General features: G+C 32.5%; 21 protein-coding genes. 6 read left to right on the forward strand and 15 right to left on the reverse strand.

Annotated elements, in window-relative coordinates:
• Nucleotides 1-193: 193 nt before the first annotated feature.
• The 13 genes from ACH5TX_RS17935 to ACH5TX_RS17995 form a co-directional block, all read right to left on the reverse strand.
• Nucleotides 194-1,264 carry a Gfo/Idh/MocA family protein gene (locus ACH5TX_RS17935; protein ID WP_439340870.1) on the reverse strand — a complete coding sequence of 357 codons (1,071 nt, stop codon included), beginning with the start codon at nt 1,262-1,264 and terminating at the stop codon, nt 194-196.
• Nucleotide 1,265: 1 nt separating this feature from the next.
• A complete protein-coding gene (locus ACH5TX_RS17940) occupies nt 1,266-2,489 on the reverse strand; it encodes an ABC transporter substrate-binding protein (RefSeq protein WP_439340871.1) in 1,224 nt (407 codons plus the stop codon).
• The gene (locus ACH5TX_RS17945; RefSeq protein WP_439340872.1) at nt 2,489-3,628 is read right to left on the reverse strand and encodes a CaiB/BaiF CoA transferase family protein; all 1,140 of its coding nucleotides are present in this window, start codon (nt 3,626-3,628) and stop codon (nt 2,489-2,491) included. Before ACH5TX_RS17945 ends, ACH5TX_RS17940 begins: the two co-directional genes overlap by 1 nt.
• On the reverse strand, nt 3,629-4,774 hold the full coding sequence (locus ACH5TX_RS17950; protein WP_439340873.1) for a CaiB/BaiF CoA transferase family protein: 1,146 nt from the start codon (nt 4,772-4,774) through the stop codon (nt 3,629-3,631). It lies immediately after the preceding gene.
• Between the two features lie 12 nt (nt 4,775-4,786).
• Nucleotides 4,787-5,926, reverse strand: a complete 1,140-nt coding sequence (locus ACH5TX_RS17955; protein ID WP_439340874.1) for an extracellular solute-binding protein — start codon at nt 5,924-5,926, stop codon at nt 4,787-4,789.
• Nucleotides 5,927-5,948: 22 nt separating this feature from the next.
• Entirely contained in the window at nt 5,949-7,106 is a 1,158-nt protein-coding gene (locus tag ACH5TX_RS17960; RefSeq protein ID WP_439340875.1) for a four-carbon acid sugar kinase family protein, read from the reverse strand.
• Nucleotides 7,106-8,131 carry a 4-hydroxythreonine-4-phosphate dehydrogenase PdxA gene (gene pdxA, locus ACH5TX_RS17965; protein WP_439340876.1) on the reverse strand — a complete coding sequence of 342 codons (1,026 nt, stop codon included), beginning with the start codon at nt 8,129-8,131 and terminating at the stop codon, nt 7,106-7,108. The genes ACH5TX_RS17960 and pdxA overlap by 1 nt, the downstream gene beginning before the upstream one ends.
• A gap of 10 nt (nt 8,132-8,141) precedes the next feature.
• Nucleotides 8,142-9,290, reverse strand: a complete 1,149-nt coding sequence (locus tag ACH5TX_RS17970; protein WP_439340877.1) for an iron-containing alcohol dehydrogenase — start codon at nt 9,288-9,290, stop codon at nt 8,142-8,144.
• Nucleotides 9,291-9,298: 8 nt separating this feature from the next.
• Nucleotides 9,299-10,843 carry a sodium:solute symporter family protein gene (locus ACH5TX_RS17975; protein ID WP_439340878.1) on the reverse strand — a complete coding sequence of 515 codons (1,545 nt, stop codon included), beginning with the start codon at nt 10,841-10,843 and terminating at the stop codon, nt 9,299-9,301.
• 25 nt (nt 10,844-10,868) lie between these two features.
• The gene (locus ACH5TX_RS17980) at nt 10,869-11,717 is read right to left on the reverse strand and encodes a dihydrodipicolinate synthase family protein (RefSeq protein ID WP_439340879.1); all 849 of its coding nucleotides are present in this window, start codon (nt 11,715-11,717) and stop codon (nt 10,869-10,871) included.
• 244 nt (nt 11,718-11,961) lie between these two features.
• Nucleotides 11,962-13,140 carry a T9SS type A sorting domain-containing protein gene (locus ACH5TX_RS17985; protein ID WP_439340880.1) on the reverse strand — a complete coding sequence of 393 codons (1,179 nt, stop codon included), beginning with the start codon at nt 13,138-13,140 and terminating at the stop codon, nt 11,962-11,964.
• 401 nt (nt 13,141-13,541) lie between these two features.
• Complete coding sequence (locus ACH5TX_RS17990) at nt 13,542-14,264, reverse strand: hypothetical protein (protein WP_439340881.1); 723 nt, start codon at nt 14,262-14,264, stop codon at nt 13,542-13,544.
• Between the two features lie 171 nt (nt 14,265-14,435).
• Nucleotides 14,436-15,035 carry an acyl carrier protein phosphodiesterase gene (locus ACH5TX_RS17995; RefSeq protein WP_439340882.1) on the reverse strand — a complete coding sequence of 200 codons (600 nt, stop codon included), beginning with the start codon at nt 15,033-15,035 and terminating at the stop codon, nt 14,436-14,438.
• Nucleotides 15,036-15,112: 77 nt separating this feature from the next.
• On the opposite strand from ACH5TX_RS17995, the gene glmM reads away from it, so the two are divergent.
• Nucleotides 15,113-16,501 (forward strand): phosphoglucosamine mutase, encoded by a 1,389-nt coding sequence (gene glmM / locus ACH5TX_RS18000; RefSeq protein WP_439340883.1) that lies wholly within the window; start codon nt 15,113-15,115, stop codon nt 16,499-16,501.
• A 78-nt stretch (nt 16,502-16,579) separates the two neighbouring features.
• Here the strand turns inward: glmM and ACH5TX_RS18005 are convergent, their stop codons facing one another.
• Complete coding sequence (locus ACH5TX_RS18005) at nt 16,580-17,455, reverse strand: lysophospholipid acyltransferase family protein (RefSeq protein ID WP_439340884.1); 876 nt, start codon at nt 17,453-17,455, stop codon at nt 16,580-16,582.
• A 60-nt stretch (nt 17,456-17,515) separates the two neighbouring features.
• Between ACH5TX_RS18005 and ACH5TX_RS18010 the strand changes: the two genes are divergently transcribed.
• From ACH5TX_RS18010 to cmk, 4 genes are all read left to right on the forward strand, one after another.
• Nucleotides 17,516-18,166 carry a rhomboid family intramembrane serine protease gene (locus ACH5TX_RS18010; protein ID WP_439340885.1) on the forward strand — a complete coding sequence of 217 codons (651 nt, stop codon included), beginning with the start codon at nt 17,516-17,518 and terminating at the stop codon, nt 18,164-18,166.
• Nucleotides 18,167-18,339: 173 nt separating this feature from the next.
• Nucleotides 18,340-20,790: an endopeptidase La gene (gene lon / locus ACH5TX_RS18015; RefSeq protein WP_439340886.1), complete on the forward strand. Its 2,451-nt coding sequence runs from the start codon at nt 18,340-18,342 to the stop codon at nt 20,788-20,790.
• 109 nt (nt 20,791-20,899) lie between these two features.
• Complete coding sequence (gene porQ, locus ACH5TX_RS18020; RefSeq protein ID WP_439340887.1) at nt 20,900-21,919, forward strand: type IX secretion system protein PorQ; 1,020 nt, start codon at nt 20,900-20,902, stop codon at nt 21,917-21,919.
• Between the two features lie 133 nt (nt 21,920-22,052).
• Nucleotides 22,053-22,748: a (d)CMP kinase gene (gene cmk / locus ACH5TX_RS18025; RefSeq protein WP_439340888.1), complete on the forward strand. Its 696-nt coding sequence runs from the start codon at nt 22,053-22,055 to the stop codon at nt 22,746-22,748.
• A 47-nt stretch (nt 22,749-22,795) separates the two neighbouring features.
• Here the strand turns inward: cmk and ACH5TX_RS18030 are convergent, their stop codons facing one another.
• Nucleotides 22,796-23,176, reverse strand: a complete 381-nt coding sequence (locus ACH5TX_RS18030) for a LysM peptidoglycan-binding domain-containing protein (protein WP_439340889.1) — start codon at nt 23,174-23,176, stop codon at nt 22,796-22,798.
• Between the two features lie 502 nt (nt 23,177-23,678).
• Between ACH5TX_RS18030 and rpsA the strand changes: the two genes are divergently transcribed.
• A complete protein-coding gene (rpsA, locus tag ACH5TX_RS18035; protein WP_439340890.1) occupies nt 23,679-25,508 on the forward strand; it encodes a 30S ribosomal protein S1 in 1,830 nt (609 codons plus the stop codon).
• The last annotated feature ends 177 nt before the right edge of the window (nt 25,509-25,685 follow it).

Consider the following 25,685-nt stretch of genomic DNA (forward strand, 5'->3'; position numbering starts at 1 on the left):
TTATAGTTACTCTGTGCGTTAGGGATTGTAGCGGCATCCTTTTGTTTTTATAAAAAAACATTCCTAGTTTTTAGGATGTAATTTTATTTGATTGTGGATTCTTGCCTGTTCAGGAATGACAAAAAAAACAAAAGATACAGCGTAAAGCCCGACCTTAATCCTTAACTTAATTCAGGATTAAGGTAACGCCCAATTAATTTAAATCTTTTAATGAAATACCGCCGTTTTTATTGCTAACATAACAAGCTTCAACCACTTTCATAGTATCTAAAACGTCCTGAACACTGGTGTGTAACACTTTGTCTGAACCTTCTTTAAAGCGCATTAAGTTAGACATGGTACCGATGAACGATTCAGGAAACCACGAGCCTTCCAAATCGATGGTTTTCCATTCGTATGGCTTTCCAGCTTCTGCAATGGCGTATTCGAAAACGTCTGGTAAACCATCGGGATAATTCATTAACAAGCCCATTTTGGCTTTTATAGCGCCTTTAGTGCCTTCCCATTTTATATAACTTTCTTGATGTTCTGCTCCAAAATGATGGTCGTGATTGGTGTTTATTTTAACACTTTTGGTATCGCCATAATCTAAAATGATAGTAGAGCGACACGAGGACAAATCTTTTGATGGATGCTTCCAAGTTTTTGCCATAACGCCGTTTGGATTTCCTAAAAATGAGCGAATACAATCTATATAATGCACGCTATGAAATAGTATTTCTAAGCGTGGATGCTGTTTAATAACAGGAAATAATTCCCATGGTGTATTTACGGTGACTTTAAATTCTAAATCGTATAAATCGCCTATAAGCCCTTGATCGATAATGTTTCTTGCTGCACTAACAAACGATGCAAATCGTAATTGAAAATTGATGGCGGCCACTAGGTTTTTACGCTCACAAACTGCTACAATTTCTTTGGCTTGTTTATAATCGTTACCCATTGGTTTTTGAATAAGTACAGCAGCACCATTGGGTAATTGTTCTAAAATGCCTATGTATTGATCTGGCAATACCGTAATGTCATAAACCGCATTTTTAGGTGCGTGTTTTACTGCATCAGAAACGGTATCAAATACATGCTCAATATTATGGTCTTTGGCGAGTGCATGTGCTTTCGAAATGGTTCGGTTTGTTATTCCAAATACTTTAAAACCTGCCATTTTATAAGCTGGTAAATGAGCATCTTTTACAATACCACTTGCGCCAATGATAATGATTGGTTGCTGTGTTTCTGGTAACAAAGGTTTATAAGTAACATTCATTTTAAATAATTTTTTGGATGTTATTTTGTGTGTCTTCTAATAGTTGCTTTGATGGCACATTTTTATTTATAGCGTTTAAAACCATAGCATCAATTAAGGCTGCTACTTTTGGCCAAATAGGTGTTTGCGGTAGCGTTAATGCGTTTTCGTGAAGCCTACTTAATTTATGATAATAGGGAATGGTTTTATTGATTTCTGTATCATTCCAAGTTGATTTTCGGCAGCCAATACCGCCTTCGTTGGTTAAAAGTTTATCACTTTTAGCTGTGGTTGCAAATCGTAAAAAATCATAGGCTATTTTTTTATGTTTACTTCCTGAACCAATAGTGTATAACCAATACACATTTAATGATGCTGATTTGTGATTTTCATTATGGGGTAATTCAGCAATATCGACGTTTCCTTTTACTTTAGAATCATTGATAACTTCGCACATTGAGGCAAAACCAAACCAATTTATTGCCATGGCAGCTTCACCTGTAGCAAATGCCATACCTGCTTCTACAGAACCAAATTCTTTTGATTTTGGATGTGTTGTTTTTTTATTGTTTACGAGTTGTCTGTAGAAATCTAATGCCTCAATAGCTTCTGGTTGGTTTATGTTTATTTGATTATTATCATCTAATAACGATCCACCACGTGTCCATAATTGTAAACAAAAATCGAAAACCATATTATGGCCATCAGGATAATTGGCAAATACGCAACCATATAATTTTTGTTCTGGACGATTAAAAAACGCTGCTATATCAGTAAATTGATTCCATGTTTTTGGAGGTTGTAAATCGTAACCATATTGGTTTTTAAAGGTTGTTTGTTCTGTTTTGTTTTCAAATAAATCTTTTCTATAAATTAAACATTCTGGCCCATCATGAAATGGTAATCCATAAACTTGATGATTAATTTCTTGTAAATGAAGTAACGATTGATGCCAACCTTCAGGAAAATCTTGAGGCGGGTTTTGATTGATTAGCGGTGATAAATTTTCAACTGCTTCAGCGTTTACTGCATCAAAAATCCAATCGGTATTAATATGAGCAATATCCCAATCGCCATTTTTTAAACCATGATTAGCTAAGGTTTGCTCGTACAAGTCATGAAGTTCTAAAGGAATCATTTCTGCTTCAACAGACAGATTGTTTTCTAAACAAAAAGCATCCCACAATTTTTGAAGTGTGGTTTCAAAAGGATCAAATTTCCGAACTGCAATTCTTAACTTTTCCATTACATATTGATTAATTCTTCTAATATTTTCTTGTTGTGTTCTCCTAATTTAGGCGAGCCTTTACTTGATGTTAATAATTCGCCATCAATTTTAATAGGACAGCGTGTGGTTTCGTATGAATAGCCATCTCCCATGGTTACTTTTTGAATAAAATCTAAGACTTTAAAACCGTCTTCTTCAAAAAGTTCTTGATAGTTTAGCACTTTCGCACACCAAATATCGGCGGGTTCTAAAATAGCAAGCCAGTAGTCTGTATCTTGTGTTTTAAGATGCTTTGCTAATACTTTTTTGATGTCGTTTCGTAATTCAAAGGTGTTTTCTGGAAACTTCAACAACTCCTCGCAGTTTAATAATTCTGATAAAACAGGAATAGATCCCATGGCTAGTGCTAAAAAACCATTATTTGTTTTATAGATCCCATAAGGTGCGCCTAAATATGCGTGTGCATTATTGCTTTTTGTTCTCACAGGAAGCTCACCGCCATCATTAAAATAAGTTGTAATGGTTTCAAATTGAAAATCGATTGCCGATTCTAGCATACTTACCTGAACAAATGCTCCCGTATTACTAACCGTTTTTCTGTAAAGTGCTGCTAAAATACCTTGTGCTAAATGAGCGCCTGCCAACATATCGACAATAGATAAACCCATAGCAACAGGACCATCGTTTTTATTGCCTGTTAACCAAGTTAAAGCTGTTAAGGACTGTAGCAATAAATCTTGCCCAGGATGTTTAATTAAATCGGGATGATTGCCATAGCCAGATATTTCGGCATAAACAACATTTGGGTTTATAGCTTTAACATCGTTGTAACTTAGCCCGATACGTTCCATAACACCTGGTCTAAAATTATGCATAACCACATCTGCTTTTTCCAATAATACTTTAATTGTCTTTAGGTCTTCAGCATCTTTTAAATCGGCTGCAAAAGACTCTTTGTTTCTATTTATAGTATGAAAAATAGAGGATTCTTCATTCATTATTAAATCAGAACAATAGAGCGTACGACAAATATCTCCTGTGATAGGTTTTTCAATTTTAATAACACGCGCACCTAAATCTGCCAATCGTAAACTAGCGGATGGGCCAGATAAAAACTGACTAAAATCTACTATTAAATAATCTTCTAATGGTCGCATTTAATTATTTAAAAATTGTTTGTGAATCGTTTTATTATCTTCTCCAATTTGTGGCGCCGCTTTAGTACTTGTCAAAATATTGCCATCAAATTGTATGGGCAGTCTTGTGGTTGTCATTTCTTTTCCTTCAGCATTTTTTACAATTTGTTTTAACTGTAAATCGTTCATAAAAGCTTGGTTATTCAAATCATTATAATTCAATACTTTTTCACACCACATGCCATTTTTTCGTAAAAGGCTAATCCAATGTTCTGAACTTTTAGTGGTTATTCGCTTTCTAAGTATTTTTCGAATAGCTGCTCGTCCTGTAAACCACGTTTTTTTATTAGAATAAGCACTTAAATCAACATTAAGAATATCACCCAATTGCATTAAATCGCCCATGGCTAAAGCTATATAGCCATTATTGGTTTCGTAAATACCATAAGGCGCACTTAAAAAAGCATGTGCACTGCCTTTTACATTTCCTCTATCTGCTAATTGACCACCATTATTTAAATAAATAGTTAAAGCTTCAAATTGCACATCTAAAATTGATTCTAACAAACTGACTTCAACTAAAACGCCTTTTCCTGTTTTAGCACGTTTAAGTAATGCTGCTAAAATGCCTTGTACAAAATGATTACCACACATTAAATCGGCAACCGCCAATCCAAAAGGTACAGGGCCTTGGCTACTCTTTCCGCTTAGCCATGTTAATCCTGAAAGTGATTGTACTAATAAATCTTGTCCTGGTTTTTTTGCCCAAGGACCTTCGTTTCCATAACCGGTAATAGTACCATAAATTATTTTTGGATTAATGTTTAAAACATCTTGAAACGTTAATCCTATTTTTTCCATAACGCCAGGTCGGAAATTGTGAGTAACAACATCTGCTTTGGCTATTAGTTTTTTTACCTGTTCTAAATCGTTTGGATCTTTTAAATTAGCCGCAAACGATTCTTTATTTCTGTTGATAGTATGAAACAGCATACTGCTGTCATCAACAAACAAATCTTTAATGCTTAATTGTCTGCAAGCTTCTCCTTTAACGGGACGTTCTATTTTAATGACACGCGCACCTAAATCGGCCAATTTTAAACCTGCCGAAGGTCCTGCCAAAAATTGAGAAAACTCTAATACCAATAAACCTTCTAATGGCTTCACTGTTTTATTTTATTAATGCGTTAATGATTCTTTATAAATGTCATTCATTTTGTCTACAGCTGCTTCAACAGAAACTTTGCCTGATACAGCTTCATGAATAACAGGACTTGCTTCATCTTGAAAATGCATATAACCATAATATTGTGGACGCATAGTTGCTTCATCTAAAGTTTGTAAGGTGTCTTTAAAAAAGTCTTTACACTGCTTATTTACATCATCATTTAACCATGACTTTCTATGTCCTGGTTGTCCTCCAAATTCGAAATATAATCCAGATTGCATTTTTTCTGTAGCTATAAACCCAGCATATTTCATGGCAGCTTCTGCGTGTTCTGTTTTTGAAGATACCGCAATACCTGCGCCTCCTAAGGTAGAACGCAGCCTTTTACCATTAAAAGTAACTAAGCCTCCTGCTTTTAAAGTATGATCTGCATAGTTTTTTTTCGAATAGTTTGAATACCCATAATTAAACGGACTGTAAACTATATCATTTGTTTGTGTCATATGTTCAGCTATTTTTATAGGATTCATTTCTAAACAAAATGACGGAGCTAAATCGACTAGTTCTTTATAGGTTTTTATGGCTTCAATCATAATATGACGAGGCGCAACTTCGGTTTTACTTTCAAAAACATTTGCGCCTAGAGCAATACACATCATATAATTATGCATTAAAGTATCAATAGGAATCGATGCAAACGCGACCTTCCCAGTTTTTGTTAATTCTAATAATTCCTTCCAAGTTTTAGGGATTTGTATGTTTTGCTGACTAACTAAATCTTCTCTCCACGTCGCAATGGGTGTAGCAGCATCGGTTGCTAAAGTCCATTGTTTACCATTCATATTGTAGCTGGCATGCGATTTCCCTACACTATTATTTGCTAATTCTTTTATAAAATCGGCATCCAAATAATCATCAAATGATAAAAGAACCTGATCTCTTGCTGCTATGGAAACATGCGGATTATCCATGATTAACAAATCGTATTGGCTTGTTAATTCATTTAAAGAAGCATCAGCAAATGCTTGTAGCGATCGCTTTTCCCAAGTAATTCGTATGTTAGGATGTAACTCTTCGAATCGTTGAGCTGTTGCAACTACCGAGGTAAATCCGCGGGTATGATTCCAAGCTATTCCTTTTAATGTTATCATTTATTTTATTCTATCTTAATAATTAATTTAATAATCCATTAGGCCATTCATAACTCCCTGGCTTTATGGTAATATATTTATTAGGGTTGTTGTCATACTGCATTCTAACAACACCAGATGCAAGTTCTTCAATTGGTGTAAATGATTTCCAATGTAATTCGTTTAACAAATCGTAGGCAGTAGCGCCACCTTCAATAAAAAGATTATTTGTATTAGAAGCTTTCACAAATCTTTTTGCTATTAAGCTCATTCTGGTTTTTAAATTTAATGAACTATTTTTAAGTTGAATGATTTCATTTGAAATTCTTAAAGCTACTTTCTTATTATCATTATAAATGCCTGATATTTTTTCTATAAAATCGTTTAAAGCATTTTGGTTGAGTTTGTCTTCTAGAAGAATTTTAGGAAACGTTACCAAAGGGCAATTTGTTTTTTCTAAATTTTTTGAAAACTGAACACTTTTAGGATGCGTACTTCCTGAAAGGAGTACATAATCATTTTTATAGTTGTGTTTCGTTTGATTAATTTTTGAAGTTGCTAATTTCATTTTTATTAATAACTGCTCGAAAAAAGCAGCACTTCCTGCAATAACAGTATCATCAGTATATAAATTGATGGATTGGGTTAATGCTTCTACAGCATCGCAATCTGGAATAAAAATACCTTTTGAATTGATTTCTGTAATTGTTCCTGTATGAATGTCGATTTTAGAAGGTTTACTATATCTATCAAGAATAAGGTTTTTAACTGAAGCTGTTTTTGAAGGAAAATCAGGATCGGTTGCAAATCCCGTTTTTTCAATGGAGATGTTGTTTATTAAATACGTGCCATTTTTGATACAGCGATTTCCTTCAGGATTTGAAGGTTGTAAAAGCACACGGTCTTTCTCGTGTACATCAAGTAAAGCTGAAAGTTCTGTTAAAACATGGCCTCTTAAAACAGAATCACATTTTTTAAAAAAGATACTGTTTGATTTTTCTAAAATATCTTCGGCTAGATGAAAATGCGTTTCATAAGCTTCATCCTCAGTCATCGATCGAGAATCGGTAGCAATAATATTAACAGCAGCTTCTTTCTCTGGAATCGTATCAATTCCAAAAGAAACCTCTACGCCGTAGCGAAGACAAATTCCTGCTATTTCAGCAGCACCTGTTATATCATCTGCAATTACAGTAATCATTATTTTTTATGTTTAGCCATTACAATAGCATAGTCTATAGCAACAAGCATGGCATCAGCCGAAGCAATGCCTTGTCCCGCTATTTCAAATGCTGTTCCATGATCTACCGATGTACGTATAATAGGCAGACCTAAAGTGATATTAACACCTTTAACACTCTTCATGGTTTCCTTTTCATTATCCCATTTAAAACCTTCTAATTTAAACGGAATATGACCTTGATCGTGATACATAGCAACACAGCCATCAAATTTTCCTTGTACTGCTTTTACAAACATGGTATCTGGCGGAAAAGGGCCTTCAACAGTATAACCTAATGCATTCGCTTTTTCTATAGCAGGTATTATTTCATTGACTTCTTCATCTCCAAATAATTGATTTTCTCCGGCATGTGGATTCAATCCAGCAATGGCTATTCTAGGGTTTTTAATACCGAATTTTTTACAAGCATCATCCAATAAAGTAATCACTTCAAATACGCGATCTGTTTTGCATAAATCGCATGCTTGCCGCAATGACACATGTGTACTGTTATGAATCACTCTAAAGTTTTCATCAGCCAAAAGCATAGCGAATTTTTTAGTGTCTGTGTATTCTGCATAAATTTCAGTATGCCCAGAATATTTATGTCCCGCTTTATGGATAGATTCTTTATTAATAGGTGCTGTAACTGTAGCATCAATTTCTTTAGCTAAAGCTAATTCTATATTTTTTATAACAGCCTCAAAAGCTGCTTTTCCAGCTATGGCGGTAACCATTCCCGGTTGTAAATTAGCATTATCAACATTTTTTAAATCATAAACATCAATAATTCCACATTCGAATTTAGCATCCTTTACATTTTGAATCGCATTAATTTTTAATGAAGATTTTAATGTGTTTACTTCATTTTGCATGGTTTGTGCATCTCCAACAACTAAAGGGTTACATCGATTGTAAACATCTTGTAATGCTAATGTTTTTATGATTATTTCTGGACCAATTCCTGCAGGATCGCCCATTGAAATTCCTATTTTTGATTTCATCAATTATATTTTAAAGCAATTTTGTATAAATATTTATAGCATCTTCTCGTGTAACCTCTCTTGGGTTATTCTTTAATAAGCGGGTTACTTTCATAGCGATGTCTGCTAGTTCAGGAATATCGTTTTCAGAAACTCCAATTTCAGATAGTTTTTGTGGTATATTACATGCTCTTGATAAGGCTTCAATTTTTTCTATACCTACGGTTGCAATATGCTCATCCTTACCATTCCACGTTATTCCCATAGCACGTGCTACATCGGCATGTCTTTTTGGGTTTGCCGATAAATTAAAGCGTAACACTCCGGGCATTAAAATAGCATTTGATAAACCATGTGCAATGTGGAATTTTCCACCTAAACCATAGGATAATGCATGAACTGCAGAAGTGTTTACAGGTCCTAAACATAAGCCTCCATACATTGAACCTAATAATAGGGCAGAACGCGCTTCAATATCATTTCCATCTTCATAAGCTTTTTGAATGTTTTCAGAAATAAGCTGTATGCCTTTTAAAGCGTAAGTATCAACTGCTGGATGTGCAAATTTATTAGTGTAGGCCTCAATACAATGCGATAAAGCATCAATACCAGTTTCTGCGGTTAGTTTTGGAGGTAACGTTAGTGTTAATATAGGGTCGAGATAACAAGCGTCTGGTACTAAATAAGGACTAATAATACCGCTTTTAGCTTGTGTTTCTTCATTTAATAAAATGGCATTTGGTGACACTTCACTTCCTGTACCTGATGTAGTAGGAATACAAATTAGTTTTATTTTTCTTCCATTTAAAAATCCAATACCTACAATATCTTCGAGTTTTTGTTCATTATTGATGAGCGCAGCAAGTAGTTTTGCACAATCTAGAACACTGCCACCACCAACACCAATGACACAATCAGGGGTGAATGATTTGGTTGCTTCTAGAAGTTCATTAAATTGAGCAAATGTAGGTTCTCCAACATATTTGTATTCTACAAGTTGAACTGTTTTGTTTTTAGATTGAATATCTTTTACGGTTGTTTTAACAGCAGATAATAGAGGTGTTGCGACCAATAATAATATACTGTTTGAAGTTTCTATAATAGCATCTTTTGAAAGATATTTTATTGAATCTTCTCCGAAAACAATTTTTTGAGGTTGTAATAATGTGATTGAATTCATTTTGTATGTTATGATTCTTTTTCTTTTAATTTGAAATATCCGTAGATGGTTAATTCGTCTTTTACTTCTTCAGATTTGAACAGGAAACTAGCAAAATAACCAACGACTAATACAATCAGGTGGCTATAAACACCTAGCATGTATTTATGATGTGGAAAATTATAATCACCTAAATCTAATATTAACGCATCTCCAATTTTTGTTGTTGTTAATATGGCATAAGCTGTAAAAATGATACAAGTAGCAATACCAATATGCAAACCTTGTTTGTTAGCTCGTTTTGAGAATAGTCCTAAAAGAAAAATTCCAACAATACCGGCTGAGAAAATGGCATATAATTTAAAAACGACACCTAATACACCTTGTCCGCTCCACGCAGCATATAATAATGCGACACCTGCCATAGAAACTCCAGCAAATAACACCAATAAACGCCCAACAATTAGTCGTTGTTTATCTGTACAATTAGGGTTGAAACGCTGATAAAAATCTTCGACACCAATTGCTGCTAAACAATTCATATCAGAATCTAAACTAGAAACTGCTGCTGCAATTAAAGCAGCTAGTACTAAGCCTACGGCTCCAATAGGTAATTCTGTTCCAATAAAATATGTAAATACTTGGTCTACTTTCATACCTTCTGGTAAAGTCGCGCCTCCTGTATTGTAAAATACAAATAATAATGATCCTATTAGCATAAACAATCCCCAAACAGGAACACTTGCTAAAACACCAATATAGGCTGCTTTTTTAGCATCTTTATCATTCTTGGCAGTTAAGTAGCGTTGCACAATGGTTTGATCGGTGCCATATTTCTGTAAAGCATAAAATGCTCCATTAATAACCAGTACCCAAAAGGTTAATTCTGAAAAACTAAAATCATAAGGTCCGAAATCTATTTTTTTCATTGAAACGGCTTCACTTATCATATGTCCAGCGCCTCCTTCAGAATTAAATAATAAAATGCCTATACATAATAATCCGCCTCCAATAAGTAAAAAACCTTGAATAACATCCATCCAAATAACAGCTTCCATGCCGCCTAATAATGTTAGAATTATAATGATTACTGTTAAAAATAAAATAAAGGTAGTAACATCTATACCTGTAAGTGTTGCTAAAGCTAAACTTACCAAATATAAAACGGTTCCCATTTTTGAAAAATGCGTTAAAATAAAGGCGACAGAGCTGTACATTCTTGCAAATACGCTAAAACGACGCTCGAAATATTCATAGGTACTTAATCTGATAACTTTTCGGAACAGTGGGACAATAACCCAAATTAACCCAATTAATACAATAGGCACCATTAAACCTTGAACGAGTAAAATCCAGTTAGATTTGTAAGCCGCTGCTGGATATGCTAAAAATGTAACACTACTTATTAAAGTTGCAAATATTGAAATTCCAATTGCCCAAGCTGGTATAGTTTTACTTCCTGAGAAATATTGATCGGAACTTTTTTGTCGATTTGCAAAGTAAAAACCTGCTCCTAAAGTAAAGGCAACAGAAATAATTACAATAACAATATCAATCCAATGAATGTTTAGCATAATAATTTAGTTTAGTTGGTATTTATTAATCCACCTCGGTTAATGGTGGCATCATGGTTTTATTACATATTCCTTTTTTGTTCATTAGCGACTTTAAAACGGCTAATGATTGTCCTAAGGTTTTATCTTTTTGATATTTTTGTGCAATTACATCAGTTTCATCTTGTAACCTATCACAATTATTCCAGTCTTTCTTTAGAGCAGCATCATAGAGCGCTTTATACATTTCTGGCACATAATTTCCAGTACTAGGAACAATACCATCGGCACCTAGTTTTAAACTACCAGCACTTTGAGCGCCCCAACCACAGAAAAAAGAGAAGTTTTCATTTTCTTTATATAAGTTTATAAACGTTTTCATGCGATATTCATCACGTTCAGAATCTTTTAGTCCCCATATGTTTTGATGTGTAGATAGGTTCTCTACCACATTTAATGGAATAGACATTTGAGTAGTTGCTGTAATGTTATACATCATTATTGGTCCAGATATTTTGTCAGCAAGTGTTTTGTAAAAAGAAGTCATTTGCTCTGGGGTAAGTCCGTAATAGGAGGGAAGTGTAGCAACAACACAATCGGCTCCAATTTCTATATATGTATTACCACGATTAATTAAATCACCAACCTGATTACCTACTAAACCTGCATAAATACATTGGTTTTCTCCCTTAGAATCTACAGCGGCTTTAACCAATCTAAAACTTTCGATTTCATTTATAGAGCTAGATTCACCTGTAGTTCCTAAAACAAGCGGATGTATATTGTTTTCTGCAAATAAAGTTACAAGCCTTTTTACAGCGTCAATATCTACAGTGAAATCTTTATTTATTGGTGTTATCATGGGTACTACAACACCTGAAAAACGTTTATGCATATAATTGTAATAGTTTATAAATTAGTTTGTGTCTGAATTGTAAAGTGTAAAATGCAATATTGGTAAATGAATAATAAAACTGTGTAATTTTTGAGCGGCGACCAATTTTGTAAACTTAATATTGATAACCATTATCAACTTTTAATTTGTTGATGCAGTCTTTATGCTAAACAGAAATTCATGTAATAAAAAAGGGTGTGTATTTTATAATACACACCCTTTAAAAATTATAATTTTTAAATTATTATCTAGTAAGTAATTTTACTGATTTTTCACCTTCTGCATTTTTAACAGTAGCAATCCAAAGACCAGATTTAAAAGTAAAATTAGTATCCTCATTAGTTTTAAATGACTTAACTAAAGCTCCAGTAATACTATAAATTTTTACTTCGGTTTGAGAATTTACATTTGACACATAAATTCTGTTGTTAACAGCACGTACTTGTGTTTGTGATTTTAAATTTTTATCATCTACACTTAAAAGTGCTTCTACAGAACTTTTGATAGAAGTAGAACTTACATACATTCTGTATATTCTAATTTTTCCACCACGGTTTCTTAAAATGTATGGTCCAGCATCAACAGCTTGAAACTCCATAACTCTTACAGATTCATCACCAGTATCAGTACCATCAATTGGTCCTGTAGAGCTTCCTGAACCAGTACCAGCATCAGTAATATCTACAGGTACTCCTGTACCTCCATAAGTTGCAAATTGGAAAGTTCCAGTTGAAAAACCTCGAGTACCATCACCTTCAATATCTGTATATTGACCAGAACCAACAACTGTTAAATATTCACCAGCAGCTAAAGTCATTGAAAACCCACGACCACCAGATCTATCCCATCTTTTTTCACCAGGAGTAGTAAATTGGATACATCCAGCAAATTCGTTAAGATCTACAGGGTCCGGTAAATCTACTCGTTCATCATAGCGAGTTATATCTTTATTTATTGTGATTATACGATCACTATTACTATCTTTCATAAAGCCCATGTTAGTTGTACCATCTAAATCAGGAAGGTTGTTTGGTTTTGTGTAAACACTAGAACCACTAATATAGATTCCACCATTGCCATCATCTTTACCAGAACCAACTTGAAATTTAGACATACTTGCATAAACAGGATCAAAAGTAGCATCATAAATTGATTGTACACTTTCTCCGTTTTCATTTTGATAACCTGCTTTTGGAGCATATCCTGTTCCATCAGCAAAATTAACTGCAGGAACACCTCCAGCGTCAACCCAATTTATATTACGAAGTTTAGCCGATAAAGCATTTAGATATTCAACAGGCATAGCGTTGTCATAACCAGCACCTAAATCTTTACCTCCAAAATCCCAATATTTAATTTGAGCTTCTGTTGTTGCTGTAAAAAGCAAGATTGGTAATATGAGTAAAAGTAATTTTTGTTTCATTTTTTTAGTTTTAAGATTAATATTTAGTTGAAAATAATTCTAAAATTTCAGCTATTATAAATAACGATAGCTTATTTAGATATAACATGCAATTTAATAAGTATATAAATATTGCGGTGTTACTATTGTACGACGACCAATTTTATAAAATTACGAAATTTTAATAAAAAATAAAATTATTTCATATTAAAAAATACTTTGATGATTGCTAAGTTTAATAATAATTATTAAGAATTTGAAAATTTATTAATGATTATTATAACCTCTAAATATTATTGGGGAAAATTTATAGCTACAGGTTAGAAACAATTGGAAAAATAGTGTTTTTCAATTTATTGATGCATATATGTTGATTTATATACCGTTAATTTTTTTGATATTTAAAAGGAAGCAATTAAAGGTTAACTTGAAATTTTAATATCAGTAATCTCTAACCCTAAAAATAGTAGTTTATGAAACGTAGGTAATTGTATGCCATTATCTAAGGTAGTCCAATTTATCCAAGATGCTTCTAAACCGTCAATGGGTAATATGGATGCCCATATCTTGAAAGCATTAGGTTTACCTGTTTTATCTAATAACCATAAGTATGAATCTCCAGGTGTAGAGCCGCCAGTTTTGTAGGTAACTAGTAAGGCTTCATCATTATTTTCTAAATTAACTAATCTGCGCTCAACACCATCATCAAAAACCTTATAAGGAGCAACCAACCAAAAAGAATCATTATTAAAGTAGTTTATAGCTTTTTCTATTAATTCTTCTCTTAATTCGCTTTCAATTATAAAACCATGAATATAAACTTTGCTGTTTGCATAGTTTTTTAGGTCAAGGTTTACTTTGTGCTCTTTCCAATATACTTCACAGATGTTTTTAGTTTTGTCCCATTTATAATGATGACGCTTTTTAAAAGTCCACTCAATATAATCTGTGTTTTTATAAGCTTCATAGTTTAATGCATCTAGCATTTTATTTGCCAATGCATCTGCTTGTTCACCTTCTATACCAGCAGGTAAATCTTCATTGTATTTAAAATAAAGAAAACCAAAAAAAAGAAAGCTTGGTAAAGTGAAAAAGATAATAACACCTATAGCTATTTTTAATATTTTCTTTGGTTTGATGGACATGATTCTGATTAAAGGGCTATTGCATAAATAATTAATGCGGTTCTAAAATATTAATTATTAGTTGATTAATGAAGTAAAAACGATAAAAAACGATGGGTGTTATATCCTTCTCGATTATCGGTATCTGACTTTGTACTTAATCTTATAAAAATGAATTCTATCTAAACAACTTTAAAGTAAACTTAAGGTGTGTTCTTCCAGTTTTTGTTTGGAAAAAGTAATTAACTCATCAAAGAACATGGTAAATTCATTTTCAAATTCATTATAAAATTCTTCTAATTCTTGTATGGCTTCATTCATGCCAGAACGATTTTTTGTTCGCCTATTCATACCGTCTAAAACTCTAGAAATACCTTCAATAGAGGCATAACTTAGTAGCCAATTATCTGTTATCATAAAGGGTGTCATTTTTTGAATTCGTAAAGGTAGAATGTCATAATATTCTTCAAGTGAATCATAAAAAGTATTAACATAAGCTTCCAAAGGTATGTCGCTATATTTACTCCAATTTTTAGCTAAAAAATGATCATAAAGAATATCAACAATGACACCAGAATAATGTCCGTATTTTTCATGCAAACGCTTCGTGCTTTTTCTAACGGTTTTATGAGCATCTGTAAAAGTGTCGATATTTCTATGTAATAAAATACCAATTTGGATGTCTTTGGAATATTTTTTATAATCTTTTCCTTTGATGCCATCTGCAATAAAGTTGCCAATAGTAACTAAATCATTGTCTCCAGAAAGGTAAATGTGTGCTAAATAATTCATTTGTGAAATTTACGAATAACGAATTGACAAATACAAGTTTGAAATACTATATTTGTTTTTTAAACTAAAAAAAGACTATGACATTAATAAAATCAATTTCAGGAATTAGAGGAACTATTGGCGGACAGGTAGGAGAGAATCTGACACCTATTGATGCGGTTAAATTTGCATCGGCCTATGGTGTATGGGTTAAACAACAGCGAGATAAAGAGAATTACAAAGTAGTTGTTGGTAGAGATGCGCGTATTTCGGGTAAGATGATACAGAATTTAGTTATGAATACTTTAATTGGTTTAGGAATAGATGTAGTTGATTTAGGCCTTTCTACAACGCCAACTGTAGAAGTAGCTGTTCCTATGGAGCATGCCGATGGCGGTATTATATTAACAGCAAGTCATAATCCAAAACAATGGAATGCTTTAAAATTATTAAATGCCAAAGGTGAATTTTTAGATGGAGATGAAGGTGCTAAAATTTTAGAAATAGCAGAAAGTGATGCTATGAATTTTGCCGAAGTTGATAGCTTAGGAAAGATAACAAAGAATAAAGCTTATATAGATTTACATATTATAGAGGTCTTAGATTTGCCATTGGTAACAGTAAAAGCTATTGAAGCTGCTCGTTTTAAAGTTGTAGTAGATGGTGTTAATTCTACAGGAGGTATTGCTATTCCTTTATTGTTAGAACGTTTAGGAGTAGATGTTATTAAATTATATTGTGAACCAAACGGGCATTTTCCACACAACCCAGAACCATTAAAAGAGCATTTAACTGATTTATCGGAGGAAGTAAAAAAACATAATGCCGATTTTGGTATTGTAGTAGATCCTGATGTCGATCGTTTAGCATTTATGGATGAAAACGGTGAGATGTTTGGTGAAGAATATACACTAGTGGCTTGTGCCGATTATGTATTGAGTAGAACTCCAGGAAATACCGTAAGTAATATGAGTTCTACGAGAGCTTTACGCGATGTTACAGAAAAACATGGAGGTACTTATGAAGCTAGCGCTGTAGGCGAAGTGAATGTGGTTAAGCTCATGAAAAAAAATAATGTTGTAATTGGTGGTGAAGGTAACGGAGGTATTATTTATCCTGATTCTCATTACGGTCGTGATGCTCTTGTTGGAGTTGCTCTATTTTTAAGTTTATTAGCAGATAAAAGAATGAGTGTTAGTGAACTTAGAAAAACCTACCCTAACTATTTTATGAGCAAAAAGAAAATACAATTAACACCAGGATTAGATGTTGATGGTATTTTAAAAGCGATGGAAACACGTTATAAAAATGAACAACTAACAACCATTGATGGAGTTAAAATAGATTTTTCTGAAAGTTGGGTACATTTACGTAAAAGTAATACAGAGCCAATTATTAGAATATATACAGAAGCAAAATCTCAAAATGAAGCAGATGATTTAGCTGATAAGTTTATTGAAGAAATTGGAGCAATAGCTAAAATTTAAAACTATTTAGTAAATAAAAACAACAAAGCAATCTTGTTACAAGATTGCTTTGTTGTTTTTAGATAGTTATAAAATATTTTATTTTTTTCCTTTGTGTTTCCAACGTTTATGAGTCCAGAAGTAAAATTCGGGTGCTTCATATATTTGTTTCTCTACTTCACGTAAAAACATATCTGTAAGCTCGTAATCTTTATAATCATTTGAATTTTCAGCAAGCGTCATAATTTCAGCTTCATAGTGTCCACGTTTTACTTTGGTAACCTTTAGGTAAGCAATAGTTAAATCTAACTTTTTTGCTAATCTTTCTGCACCAGTAAAACACGGTACTTCAATGCCCATAAAATTAGACCAGTATCCTTCTTTAGTTAGTCTTGGAGATTGATCGCTTAAAAAAGCCACAACGCTTTTTATACCATTTGTTTCATTTTGATTTATGGTGCTAATAGTTTCTTTTGTGCTTATTAGTGTGGTACCAAATTTAGAACGAATATCCCTAACCAATTTGTCAAAATACTTATTTGCTAATTGTTTGTATACACCTAATCCTTTATATGTAGCGTAATTTTGAAGTTCAACCGACCATTCCCAACTGGCGTAGTGGCCATACATTAATAAAACACTTTTATCTAAAGATTCTAATCGTTTAAGTTCTTCTGGGTTTTTTATTACAAATCGTTTTTTTAGTTGTTTTCTAGAAATTGTCATGGTTTTTGCCATTTCTAAAAACATATCACATAAATGATGATAGAATTTTTTTCTAATAATTGTTATTTCTTTTTCGGTCTTTTCAGGAAAAACAAGCTTTAAATTATTGGTAACTACTTTTTTTCTATATCCAATAATGTAATACAGTAATATATAGACACCATCAGATACAAAGTATAATATTTTAAAGGGTAAAATAGAAATTAACCACAAAAGCGGATAAACAAGAATATATGCTAGAAATTGCATGAATTAATTTTAGATTTGTAACAGCAAATATATGCTAATTTGAAATTAAACTTTTAAGTAATGGGGAATTTAGATTTAGTTACAATAATAATTATTGCAGCCAATGTTATTATATCCTATAAAGGATTCAATGACTATGGTTTTTTCGATCAATATAAGTTTAATGTTGGTGGTGTTCAGCGAGGTGAAAAAATACGCTTGTTTAGTTCAGGGTTTTTACATGCAGACACACAGCATTTGTTATTTAATATGTTAACATTATACTTTTTTGCTGGAACAGTGATGAATTATGTAGGTACAGTTAGTTTTTTATTCATTTATATTGGAAGTTTACTTTTTGGCAATTTATTATCGCTGTATTTTTATAAAAATGAATACCATTATAGTGCTGTAGGTGCTAGTGGTGCAGTTACAGGTGTTTTGTATTCTGCCATTTTATTACAACCAGGTATGAGTTTAATGATGTTTTTTATACCAATACCTATTCCTGCCTATATATTTGGTATAGGATATTTGTTATACTCAATTTATGGAATGAAAAATAGAATTGGTAACATAGGTCATGATGCCCATTTTGGTGGCGCTATTGGAGGTTATGTTATTACTTTAATTTTATCTCCATGGTTATTTAATACTAACTTACTTATGATTGGTTTATTGGCAATACCAATTGTTTTATTATTTGTTTTGAAGAAAGCTGGGAAAATGTAATATTAACATTTAGTTTTTGAATTCTACATAATGGCATAGCTATTGAATTTATACAATAGTAAAACATCTTATACTTGAATTAATTTATTGATTTTTAGGTGTTTAAAATATTTTGTAAATTATAAACTTAAAAGATTAGTGTGCTTTAATGACACATTGACTTAAATATATATATGAAGAAATCTAAATTTACTACCCTTGACAGTTTGTCATTACAGGAATTTGATGAAAACTCAGAATTAATTCCGTTAATGACTCCTGAAGATGAAGAAGAAATAAATAATGAAGAATTGCCAGAAACACTGCCAATTTTATCATTACGTAATACGGTGTTATTTCCTGGTGTTGTAATTCCTATTACTGCTGGCAGAGATAAATCTATTAAACTTATAAATGATGCCAATAAAGGTGGAAAAGTTATAGGTGTGGTGGCGCAAAAGGATGAATCGGTTGAAAATCCAACGGCTAAAGAAATTCATGAAACAGGAACTGTTGCTAGAATTTTACGTGTTTTAAAAATGCCTGATGGTAACGTAACAGTTATTATACAAGGTAAAAAACGCTTTAAGGTGGCCGAGGTACTTACCGAAGAACCTTATATGAATGCCACTATTAGAGATATTCCTGAAGCTAGACCAGCTGTTAAAAACAAGGAGTTTACGGCTATTATAGACTCTATAAAAGATTTAGCTTTAGAAATAATCAAGGAAAGTCCTAACATTCCTAGTGAAGCTTCTTTTGCTATAAAAAATATTGAAAGCAATTCGTTTTTAGTAAACTTCGTGTCTTCTAATATGAATTTGTCTGTTAATGAAAAACAGACGCTTTTAGAAATGGATGACCTTAAAAAGCGTGCACTAGCAACGCTTAAGTTTATGAATGTTGAGTTTCAAAAGCTAGAGCTTAAAAACGATATCCAATCTAAAGTACAGATGGATATGAGTCAACAACAACGTGAGTATTTCTTGCATCAGCAAATGAAAACCATTCAAGAAGAATTGGGAGGCGTAAGTCATGATGAAGAAATTGAAGAAATGAAAGCGCGTGCTGTTGATAAAAAATGGAATGAAGACGTTGCTAAACATTTTGATAAAGAAATAGCCAAAATGCAACGCATGAATCCGCAAGTGGCAGAGTATTCTATTCAACGTAATTATTTAGAGCTGTTTTTAGATTTACCTTGGAATGAGTTTAGTACGGATAAATTCGACCTAAAACATGCCATGAAAGTCTTAAACCGTGATCATTTCGGGTTAGAAGATGTTAAGAAAAGAATTATCGAATATTTAGCGGTATTGAAACTTCGTAATGATATGAAATCTCCTATTTTATGTCTTTACGGCCCTCCGGGAGTTGGAAAAACATCTTTAGGAAAATCTATTGCCGAAGCTTTAGGTAGAGAATATGTGCGTATTTCATTAGGTGGTTTACGTGATGAAGCCGAAATACGAGGTCATAGAAAAACCTATATTGGTGCGATGCCAGGACGAATTATTCAGAGTCTTAAAAAAGCAGGAACATCAAACCCTGTATTTGTTTTAGATGAAATTGATAAATTATCTAATTCACATCAAGGCGATCCTTCTTCTGCCATGTTAGAGGTTTTAGATCCTGAACAAAATAGCGAGTTTTACGATAACTTTTTAGAAATGGGTTACGACCTTTCTAAAGTTATGTTTATTGCAACTTCAAATAGTTTGTCAACCATACAACCAGCTTTACTAGATCGTATGGAAATTATAAATGTTTCTGGTTATACAATTGAAGAAAAAGTAGAAATTGCAAAGCGTCATTTATTACCAAAACAGTTAAAAGAGCATGGTTTAACCGATAAACACTTGAAAATAGCAAAACCTCAATTAGAGAAAATTGTTGAAGGTTATACTAGAGAATCTGGTGTTCGTGGTTTAGAAAAACAAGTAGCTAAAATGGTACGTTATGCTGCTAAGAATATAGCCATGGAAGAAGATTACGATATAAAAGTATCTAATGATGATGTTATAGAAGTGTTAGGCGGACCAAAATTAGAACGCGATAAATATGAAAATAATAATGTTGCAGGCGTTGTTACAGGGTTAGCTTGGACACGTGTTGGTGGCGATATTTTATTTATAGAATCTATTCTTTCTAAAGGTAAAGGAGGATTAACTATTACTGGTAACCTTGGTAAGGTTATGAAAGAATCTGCTACCATTGCCATGGAATACATAAAAGCAAATGCCGATGAATTTGGTATAGATATAGCTGTTTTTGATAAGTATAAGGTACATATTCACGTCCCAGAAGGTGCAACACCAAAAGATGGTCCAAGTGCGGGTGTTACTATGTTAACCTCATTAGTGTCATTATTTACTCAGAAAAAAGTTAAGAAAAGTTTAGCTATGACAGGCGAAATAACACTTCGTGGAAAAGTACTACCTGTTGGAGGTATTAAAGAAAAGATTTTGGCTGCTAAACGCGCTAGAATTAAAGAGATTTTAATGTGCGAAGAAAACCGTAGAGATATTGAGGAAATTAAACCTGAATACTTAAAAGGCTTAACGTTTCATTATGTGACAGATATGAGTGATGTTATCAAATTAGCGCTTACTAATCAAAAAGTTAAAAACGCTAAGAAATTATAAAATTTATAAACTGAAAAAGCCTCGATTTTATTTTCGAGGTTTTTTTATGTTTTAAAATAAAAGAAACTTGCATACGTTTTAAGATAGATTCACTTACTTTGTGTTTTATATGTTAAAGAAAATTACAACTTTTATTTGCCTTTCATTTAGTGTACATGTTATAGCACAAGTTGGAGGAGAAGCTACCTATCAATTTCTTAATTTGGTGTCGTCACCTCGTCAAGCAGCATTAGGTGGAAAAGTAATAACTAATGTAGATTACGATGTTACTCAAGCGCTTTTTAATCCGGCTACTATAAATGTAGAGATGGATAATCAGTTAGCAATAAATTACTCAAATTATTTAGGAGGTGTTAGCTATGGTACTGCTGCTTATGCGTATACTGTAGATAGAAGAACTCAAACATTTCACGCAGGAATTACTTATGTAAACTATGGATCGTTTGATGGTTATGACGAAAATGGTAATTCTACAGGCACTTTTACGGGTAATGAAGCAGCTTTATCTTTTGGATATGCACTTCAGATAGGATATTCCGATTTTTATTTTGGAGCCAATGCAAAATTAATTACTTCTAGATTAGAACAATACAATTCATTAGGTGCTGCTGTAGATTTAGGATTATTATATATAGATGAAGATTTAGATTTTCATGCGGCTTTGTCAATTAGGAATTTAGGAACCCAAATAACAACGTATGCAGATTTGAATGAGCGTTTGCCTTTTGAGGTTTCTTTTGGTATGTCTCAACGTTTAGAAAATGTACCTATTCGTTGGCATGTAACGTTCGAAAACCTTCAAAATTGGCCAATTGCTAGACCTAACCCTGCACGTGTTACTAGTGATTTAGGAGGTAATAGTACATCAGAAAAAATAGGTTTTTTAGGTCAAGTTATAAGACATACTATTTTAGGAGCCGAATTGTTTCCAGAAGGCGGATTTAATATAAGATTAGGATACAATTTTAGAAGAGGAGAAGAGTTACGAATCATAGATCAGCGTAATTTTTCAGGTATATCTGCCGGATTTTCAATTAAAATGAATAAAATGCGATTTAGTTATACGCATGCTAAATACACTAGTGCAGCTAATTCAAACTTTTTTGGTTTGCAAATAGATTTACAGTAAAGAATAGTTTTCAGTAAACAGTAGCAGTATTCAGTTTTACTCAATGTTTTTTTATTTAATAATTAAAGTGATTAGTATTTTTCACTTTAGTGCAGTTTAAGTACTTTAGGCTCTTTAAATTTTTAAGATTAGAATGAATAAAATTACCATTGCCATAGACGGTTTTTCATCAACAGGAAAAAGTACAGTTGCCAAACAGTTAGCTAAACATTTAGGTTATGTATATGTTGATACAGGAGCTATGTATAGAGCAGTAACATTTTATACCATGCAAAACGGACTTATAAGTAGGGACGATTTTAATGTAGAAGCGCTTATTTATCAATTACCAAAAATAAATATAAGTTTCGCCTTTAATGAAACTTTAGGTTTTGCCGAAGTATATTTAAATGACGTAAATATTGAAAAAGAAATTAGAACTCTTGAAGTTTCTAGTTTTGTTAGTAAAGTGGCAGCTGTGTCTCAAGTGCGTCATAAATTAGTTGAGCAACAACAAAAATTAGGAGACAATAAGGGTGTTGTTATGGATGGGCGCGATATTGGAACTGTGGTATTCCCCAAAGCAGAACTTAAATTATTTATGACAGCTTCCGCCGAAAAAAGAGCGATTAGACGTTATGAAGAATTAATAGAAAGAGGAGATGATGTTGTTTATGACGATGTTCTTAAAAATGTGGAAGAGCGTGATTATTTAGATTCTAACAGAAAAGACTCTCCTTTAACAAAAGCAAAGGATGCTATTGAAATTGATAATTCTAATCTAACTTTAGAGGAGCAGTTTAATAAAATACTGCAATTAGCTAAAATGACTATTGAGGATAATGAATAAAAAAAAGCGGCAATTGCCGCTTTAATTTTTATAATAAATCTATTAAATTATAGATTAGGAATTTTTAATTCTTGTCCTGGGTGAATAACATCAGGGTTGCTTAAAATATCTGTATTCGCTTTAAAAATAGCGTTATATTTAGAAGCGCTATCGTAATATTTTTTAGCGATTCCTCCAAGAGTTTCTCCGCTTACAACAGTATGAACTGCATAAACACTAGTGTCTTCAACAGTAATATTAGCTAAAATATCTTTAGGTTCAGCACCACCAATTTCTTTAATTTTATCCCAAAGTAGATTTTTTTCATATTGAGTACTAGCCATTCCTTTTACTTTAAGAACGCCGTTTTCTTCTGTTACTTTACCATCTTTAATGTTTAAGGCTTCTCCTAAATCTAGTACTGCTTGGTATTTTGCTTTCATTGTCATAATTTAATGTTTTTTAATGTTATTTGCGTCCATCAATATAGTAAATTTCTTAATCATTAATATATTAATAAACAGTTAAGGTATTTATTTGTTAATTAAGACACATACATTTCTAATAAGTCACAATAGTTTTAAAAATGATACACAATTTTTAAAAGTTTTGAAGTTGCATTTAAATATATAAGTAGAATTAATCTCGAATTTTAGCGTAATCTAAGTTAAAGATCTTACCCTTTGGTAGACACCCAATTAAATGGAGTTAGGGTTTACTATAAAATTTAATACTTTTTATTTATTCATTTTTAGGTAATTAACCCGATAATATGTATTTTTGCACTCCTTTTAGCGAATCGTCGGAAAGATAAAAGGAATGAAACTAAAAATAAATAACACTTCTGTGTGTTAAATGCTTAAATCTTCCGAGGCATACAGAATACAAAAACGTAATTACATACGTTTCCGCAAAGACGGATTTCTTATGATAATTACAAGATTAATTTAAATGGCTGAAAAAGCAAAACAAGCTGAAGTTGAAGCAACTGAAGCAAAAACTGTTGAAGCTCCAGTAGTATCTGAAGCACAAGCAAACCCTGAAAAATTCTTAGCAGATTTTAACTGGCATAATTACCAAGAAGGTATTGATGAAGTTGATGATTTACAACTTAAAGAATTTGAAAAATTAGTAGCTGAAAATTTCGTTGACACTTTAAATGATGAAGTTGTTGAAGGTACAGTAGTTCACATTTCTGATAGAGATGCTATTATTGACATTAACGCTAAATCTGAAGGTGTTATTTCTTTAAACGAATTTCGTTACAATCCTAACTTAGCAGTAGGAGACAAAGTAGAAGTATTAATTGACGTGCGTGAAGATGCAACAGGACAATTAGTATTATCTCACAGAAAAGCTAGAGTAATTAAAGCATGGGATCGTGTAAACAATGCTCATGATACTGGTGAAATCGTTAACGGTTTTGTAAAATGCAGAACTAAAGGTGGTATGATTGTAGATGTTTTTGGAATTGAAGCATTCTTACCAGGATCTCAAATTGATGTGAAACCAATTAGAGATTACGATCAGTACGTAAATAAAACTATGGAATTCAAAGTTGTGAAAATCAATCATGAATTTAAAAACGTAGTAGTATCTCATAAAGCTTTAATTGAAGCTGATATTGAAATACAGAAAAAAGAAATTATTGGTCAATTAGAAAAAGGTCAAGTACTAGAAGGTATTGTTAAAAACATTACTTCTTACGGTGTATTTATTGATCTTGGTGGTGTTGACGGATTAGTTCATATTACAGATTTATCTTGGTCTAGAATCAACCATCCAAATGAGATTGTTGAATTAGATCAAAAATTAAATGTTGTAATCCTTGATTTTGATGAAAACAAATCAAGAATCCAATTAGGTCTTAAACAATTATCTAAACACCCATGGGAAGCTCTTGCAGAAGAGGTGAAAGTTGGTGATAAAGTAAAAGGTAAAGTAGTTGTAATCGCAGATTACGGTGCATTTATTGAAGTAGCTGAAGGTGTTGAAGGATTAATTCACGTATCTGAAATGTCTTGGTCTACACATTTACGTTCTGCTCAAGATTTCGTTTCTGTTGGAGATGAAGTTGAAGCACAAATCTTAACTTTAGATAGAGAAGATCGTAAAATGTCTCTTGGTATCAAACAATTAAGTACAGATCCATGGACAGATATTACAAGCAAATACCCATTAGCTTCTAAGCATACAGGTGTTGTACGTAACTTTACAAACTTTGGTGTTTTTGTTGAATTAGAAGAAGGTATTGATGGATTAATTTACATTTCTGATTTATCTTGGACTAAGAAAATCAAGCATCCATCTGAGTTCTGTGCAGTTGGCGATAAATTAGATGTTGTAGTATTAGAGTTAGATGTTGAAGGACGCAAATTATCTTTAGGTCACAAACAAACAACTGTTAATCCTTGGGATAAATATGAAACTGAGTTCGCTTTAGAAACAGTTCATACAGCTACTATTTCTGAAATCGTTGATAAAGGAGCTACTGTAGAGTTTAACGAAGATATCGTTGCTTTTGTACCTTCTCGTCACCTTGAAAAAGAAGACGGAAAGAAACTTGCTAAAGGTGAGGAAGCTGAATTTAAAGTTATTGAATTTAACAAAGAATTCAAACGCGTTGTAGCATCTCACACAGCTATATTTAAAGCTGAAGAGATTAAAAACGTAAAAGCAGCAGCTAAAAAAGCAGCAAGTGCAGCAGCAGAAGCAAAACCAACTCTTGGTGATGCTAATGATGCTTTACAAGCTCTTAAAGATAAAATGGATGGGAAATAATATTTCTTAATCATTTATAAAATTAAAGCCTTCAAGAAATTGAAGGCTTTTTTTATGTGTTAGTTTTTAATAAGAAAGGACTTAAACCTAAAGTTTACAATTAATTACTACTGCTGCGAACCATGCGCTAGGGATAGTAGAGGAAAGCCCACAGCGAGCTACGAGCGAGGACTTGTA

It is taken from the genome of Thalassobellus citreus, assembly GCF_044385915.1.
GTDB lineage: Bacteria > Bacteroidota > Bacteroidia > Flavobacteriales > Flavobacteriaceae > Thalassobellus > Thalassobellus citreus.

Bases quoted from the DNA above. Each gene is read 5' to 3' on its own strand.
- ACH5TX_RS17935 (WP_439340870.1), bottom strand. From the start codon at position 1,264: ATGAATGTTACTTATAAACCTTTGTTACCAGAAACACAGCAACCAATC.
- ACH5TX_RS17940 (WP_439340871.1), bottom strand. From the start codon at position 2,489: ATGGAAAAGTTAAGAATTGCAGTTCGGAAATTTGATCCTTTTGAAACC.
- ACH5TX_RS17945 (WP_439340872.1), bottom strand. From the start codon at position 3,628: ATGCGACCATTAGAAGATTATTTAATAGTAGATTTTAGTCAGTTTTTA.
- ACH5TX_RS17955 (WP_439340874.1), bottom strand. From the start codon at position 5,926: ATGATAACATTAAAAGGAATAGCTTGGAATCATACCCGCGGATTTACC.
- ACH5TX_RS17960 (WP_439340875.1), bottom strand. From the start codon at position 7,106: ATGATTACTGTAATTGCAGATGATATAACAGGTGCTGCTGAAATAGCA.
- pdxA (WP_439340876.1), bottom strand. From the start codon at position 8,131: ATGAAATCAAAAATAGGAATTTCAATGGGCGATCCTGCAGGAATTGGT.
- ACH5TX_RS17970 (WP_439340877.1), bottom strand. From the start codon at position 9,290: ATGAATTCAATCACATTATTACAACCTCAAAAAATTGTTTTCGGAGAA.
- ACH5TX_RS17975 (WP_439340878.1), bottom strand. From the start codon at position 10,843: ATGCTAAACATTCATTGGATTGATATTGTTATTGTAATTATTTCTGTT.
- ACH5TX_RS17980 (WP_439340879.1), bottom strand. From the start codon at position 11,717: ATGCATAAACGTTTTTCAGGTGTTGTAGTACCCATGATAACACCAATA.
- ACH5TX_RS17985 (WP_439340880.1), bottom strand. From the start codon at position 13,140: ATGAAACAAAAATTACTTTTACTCATATTACCAATCTTGCTTTTTACA.
- ACH5TX_RS17990 (WP_439340881.1), bottom strand. From the start codon at position 14,264: ATGTCCATCAAACCAAAGAAAATATTAAAAATAGCTATAGGTGTTATT.
- ACH5TX_RS17995 (WP_439340882.1), bottom strand. From the start codon at position 15,035: ATGAATTATTTAGCACACATTTACCTTTCTGGAGACAATGATTTAGTT.
- glmM (WP_439340883.1), top strand. From the start codon at position 15,113: ATGACATTAATAAAATCAATTTCAGGAATTAGAGGAACTATTGGCGGA.
- ACH5TX_RS18005 (WP_439340884.1), bottom strand. From the start codon at position 17,455: ATGCAATTTCTAGCATATATTCTTGTTTATCCGCTTTTGTGGTTAATT.
- ACH5TX_RS18010 (WP_439340885.1), top strand. From the start codon at position 17,516: ATGGGGAATTTAGATTTAGTTACAATAATAATTATTGCAGCCAATGTT.
- lon (WP_439340886.1), top strand. From the start codon at position 18,340: ATGAAGAAATCTAAATTTACTACCCTTGACAGTTTGTCATTACAGGAA.
- porQ (WP_439340887.1), top strand. From the start codon at position 20,900: ATGTTAAAGAAAATTACAACTTTTATTTGCCTTTCATTTAGTGTACAT.
- cmk (WP_439340888.1), top strand. From the start codon at position 22,053: ATGAATAAAATTACCATTGCCATAGACGGTTTTTCATCAACAGGAAAA.
- ACH5TX_RS18030 (WP_439340889.1), bottom strand. From the start codon at position 23,176: ATGACAATGAAAGCAAAATACCAAGCAGTACTAGATTTAGGAGAAGCC.
- rpsA (WP_439340890.1), top strand. From the start codon at position 23,679: ATGGCTGAAAAAGCAAAACAAGCTGAAGTTGAAGCAACTGAAGCAAAA.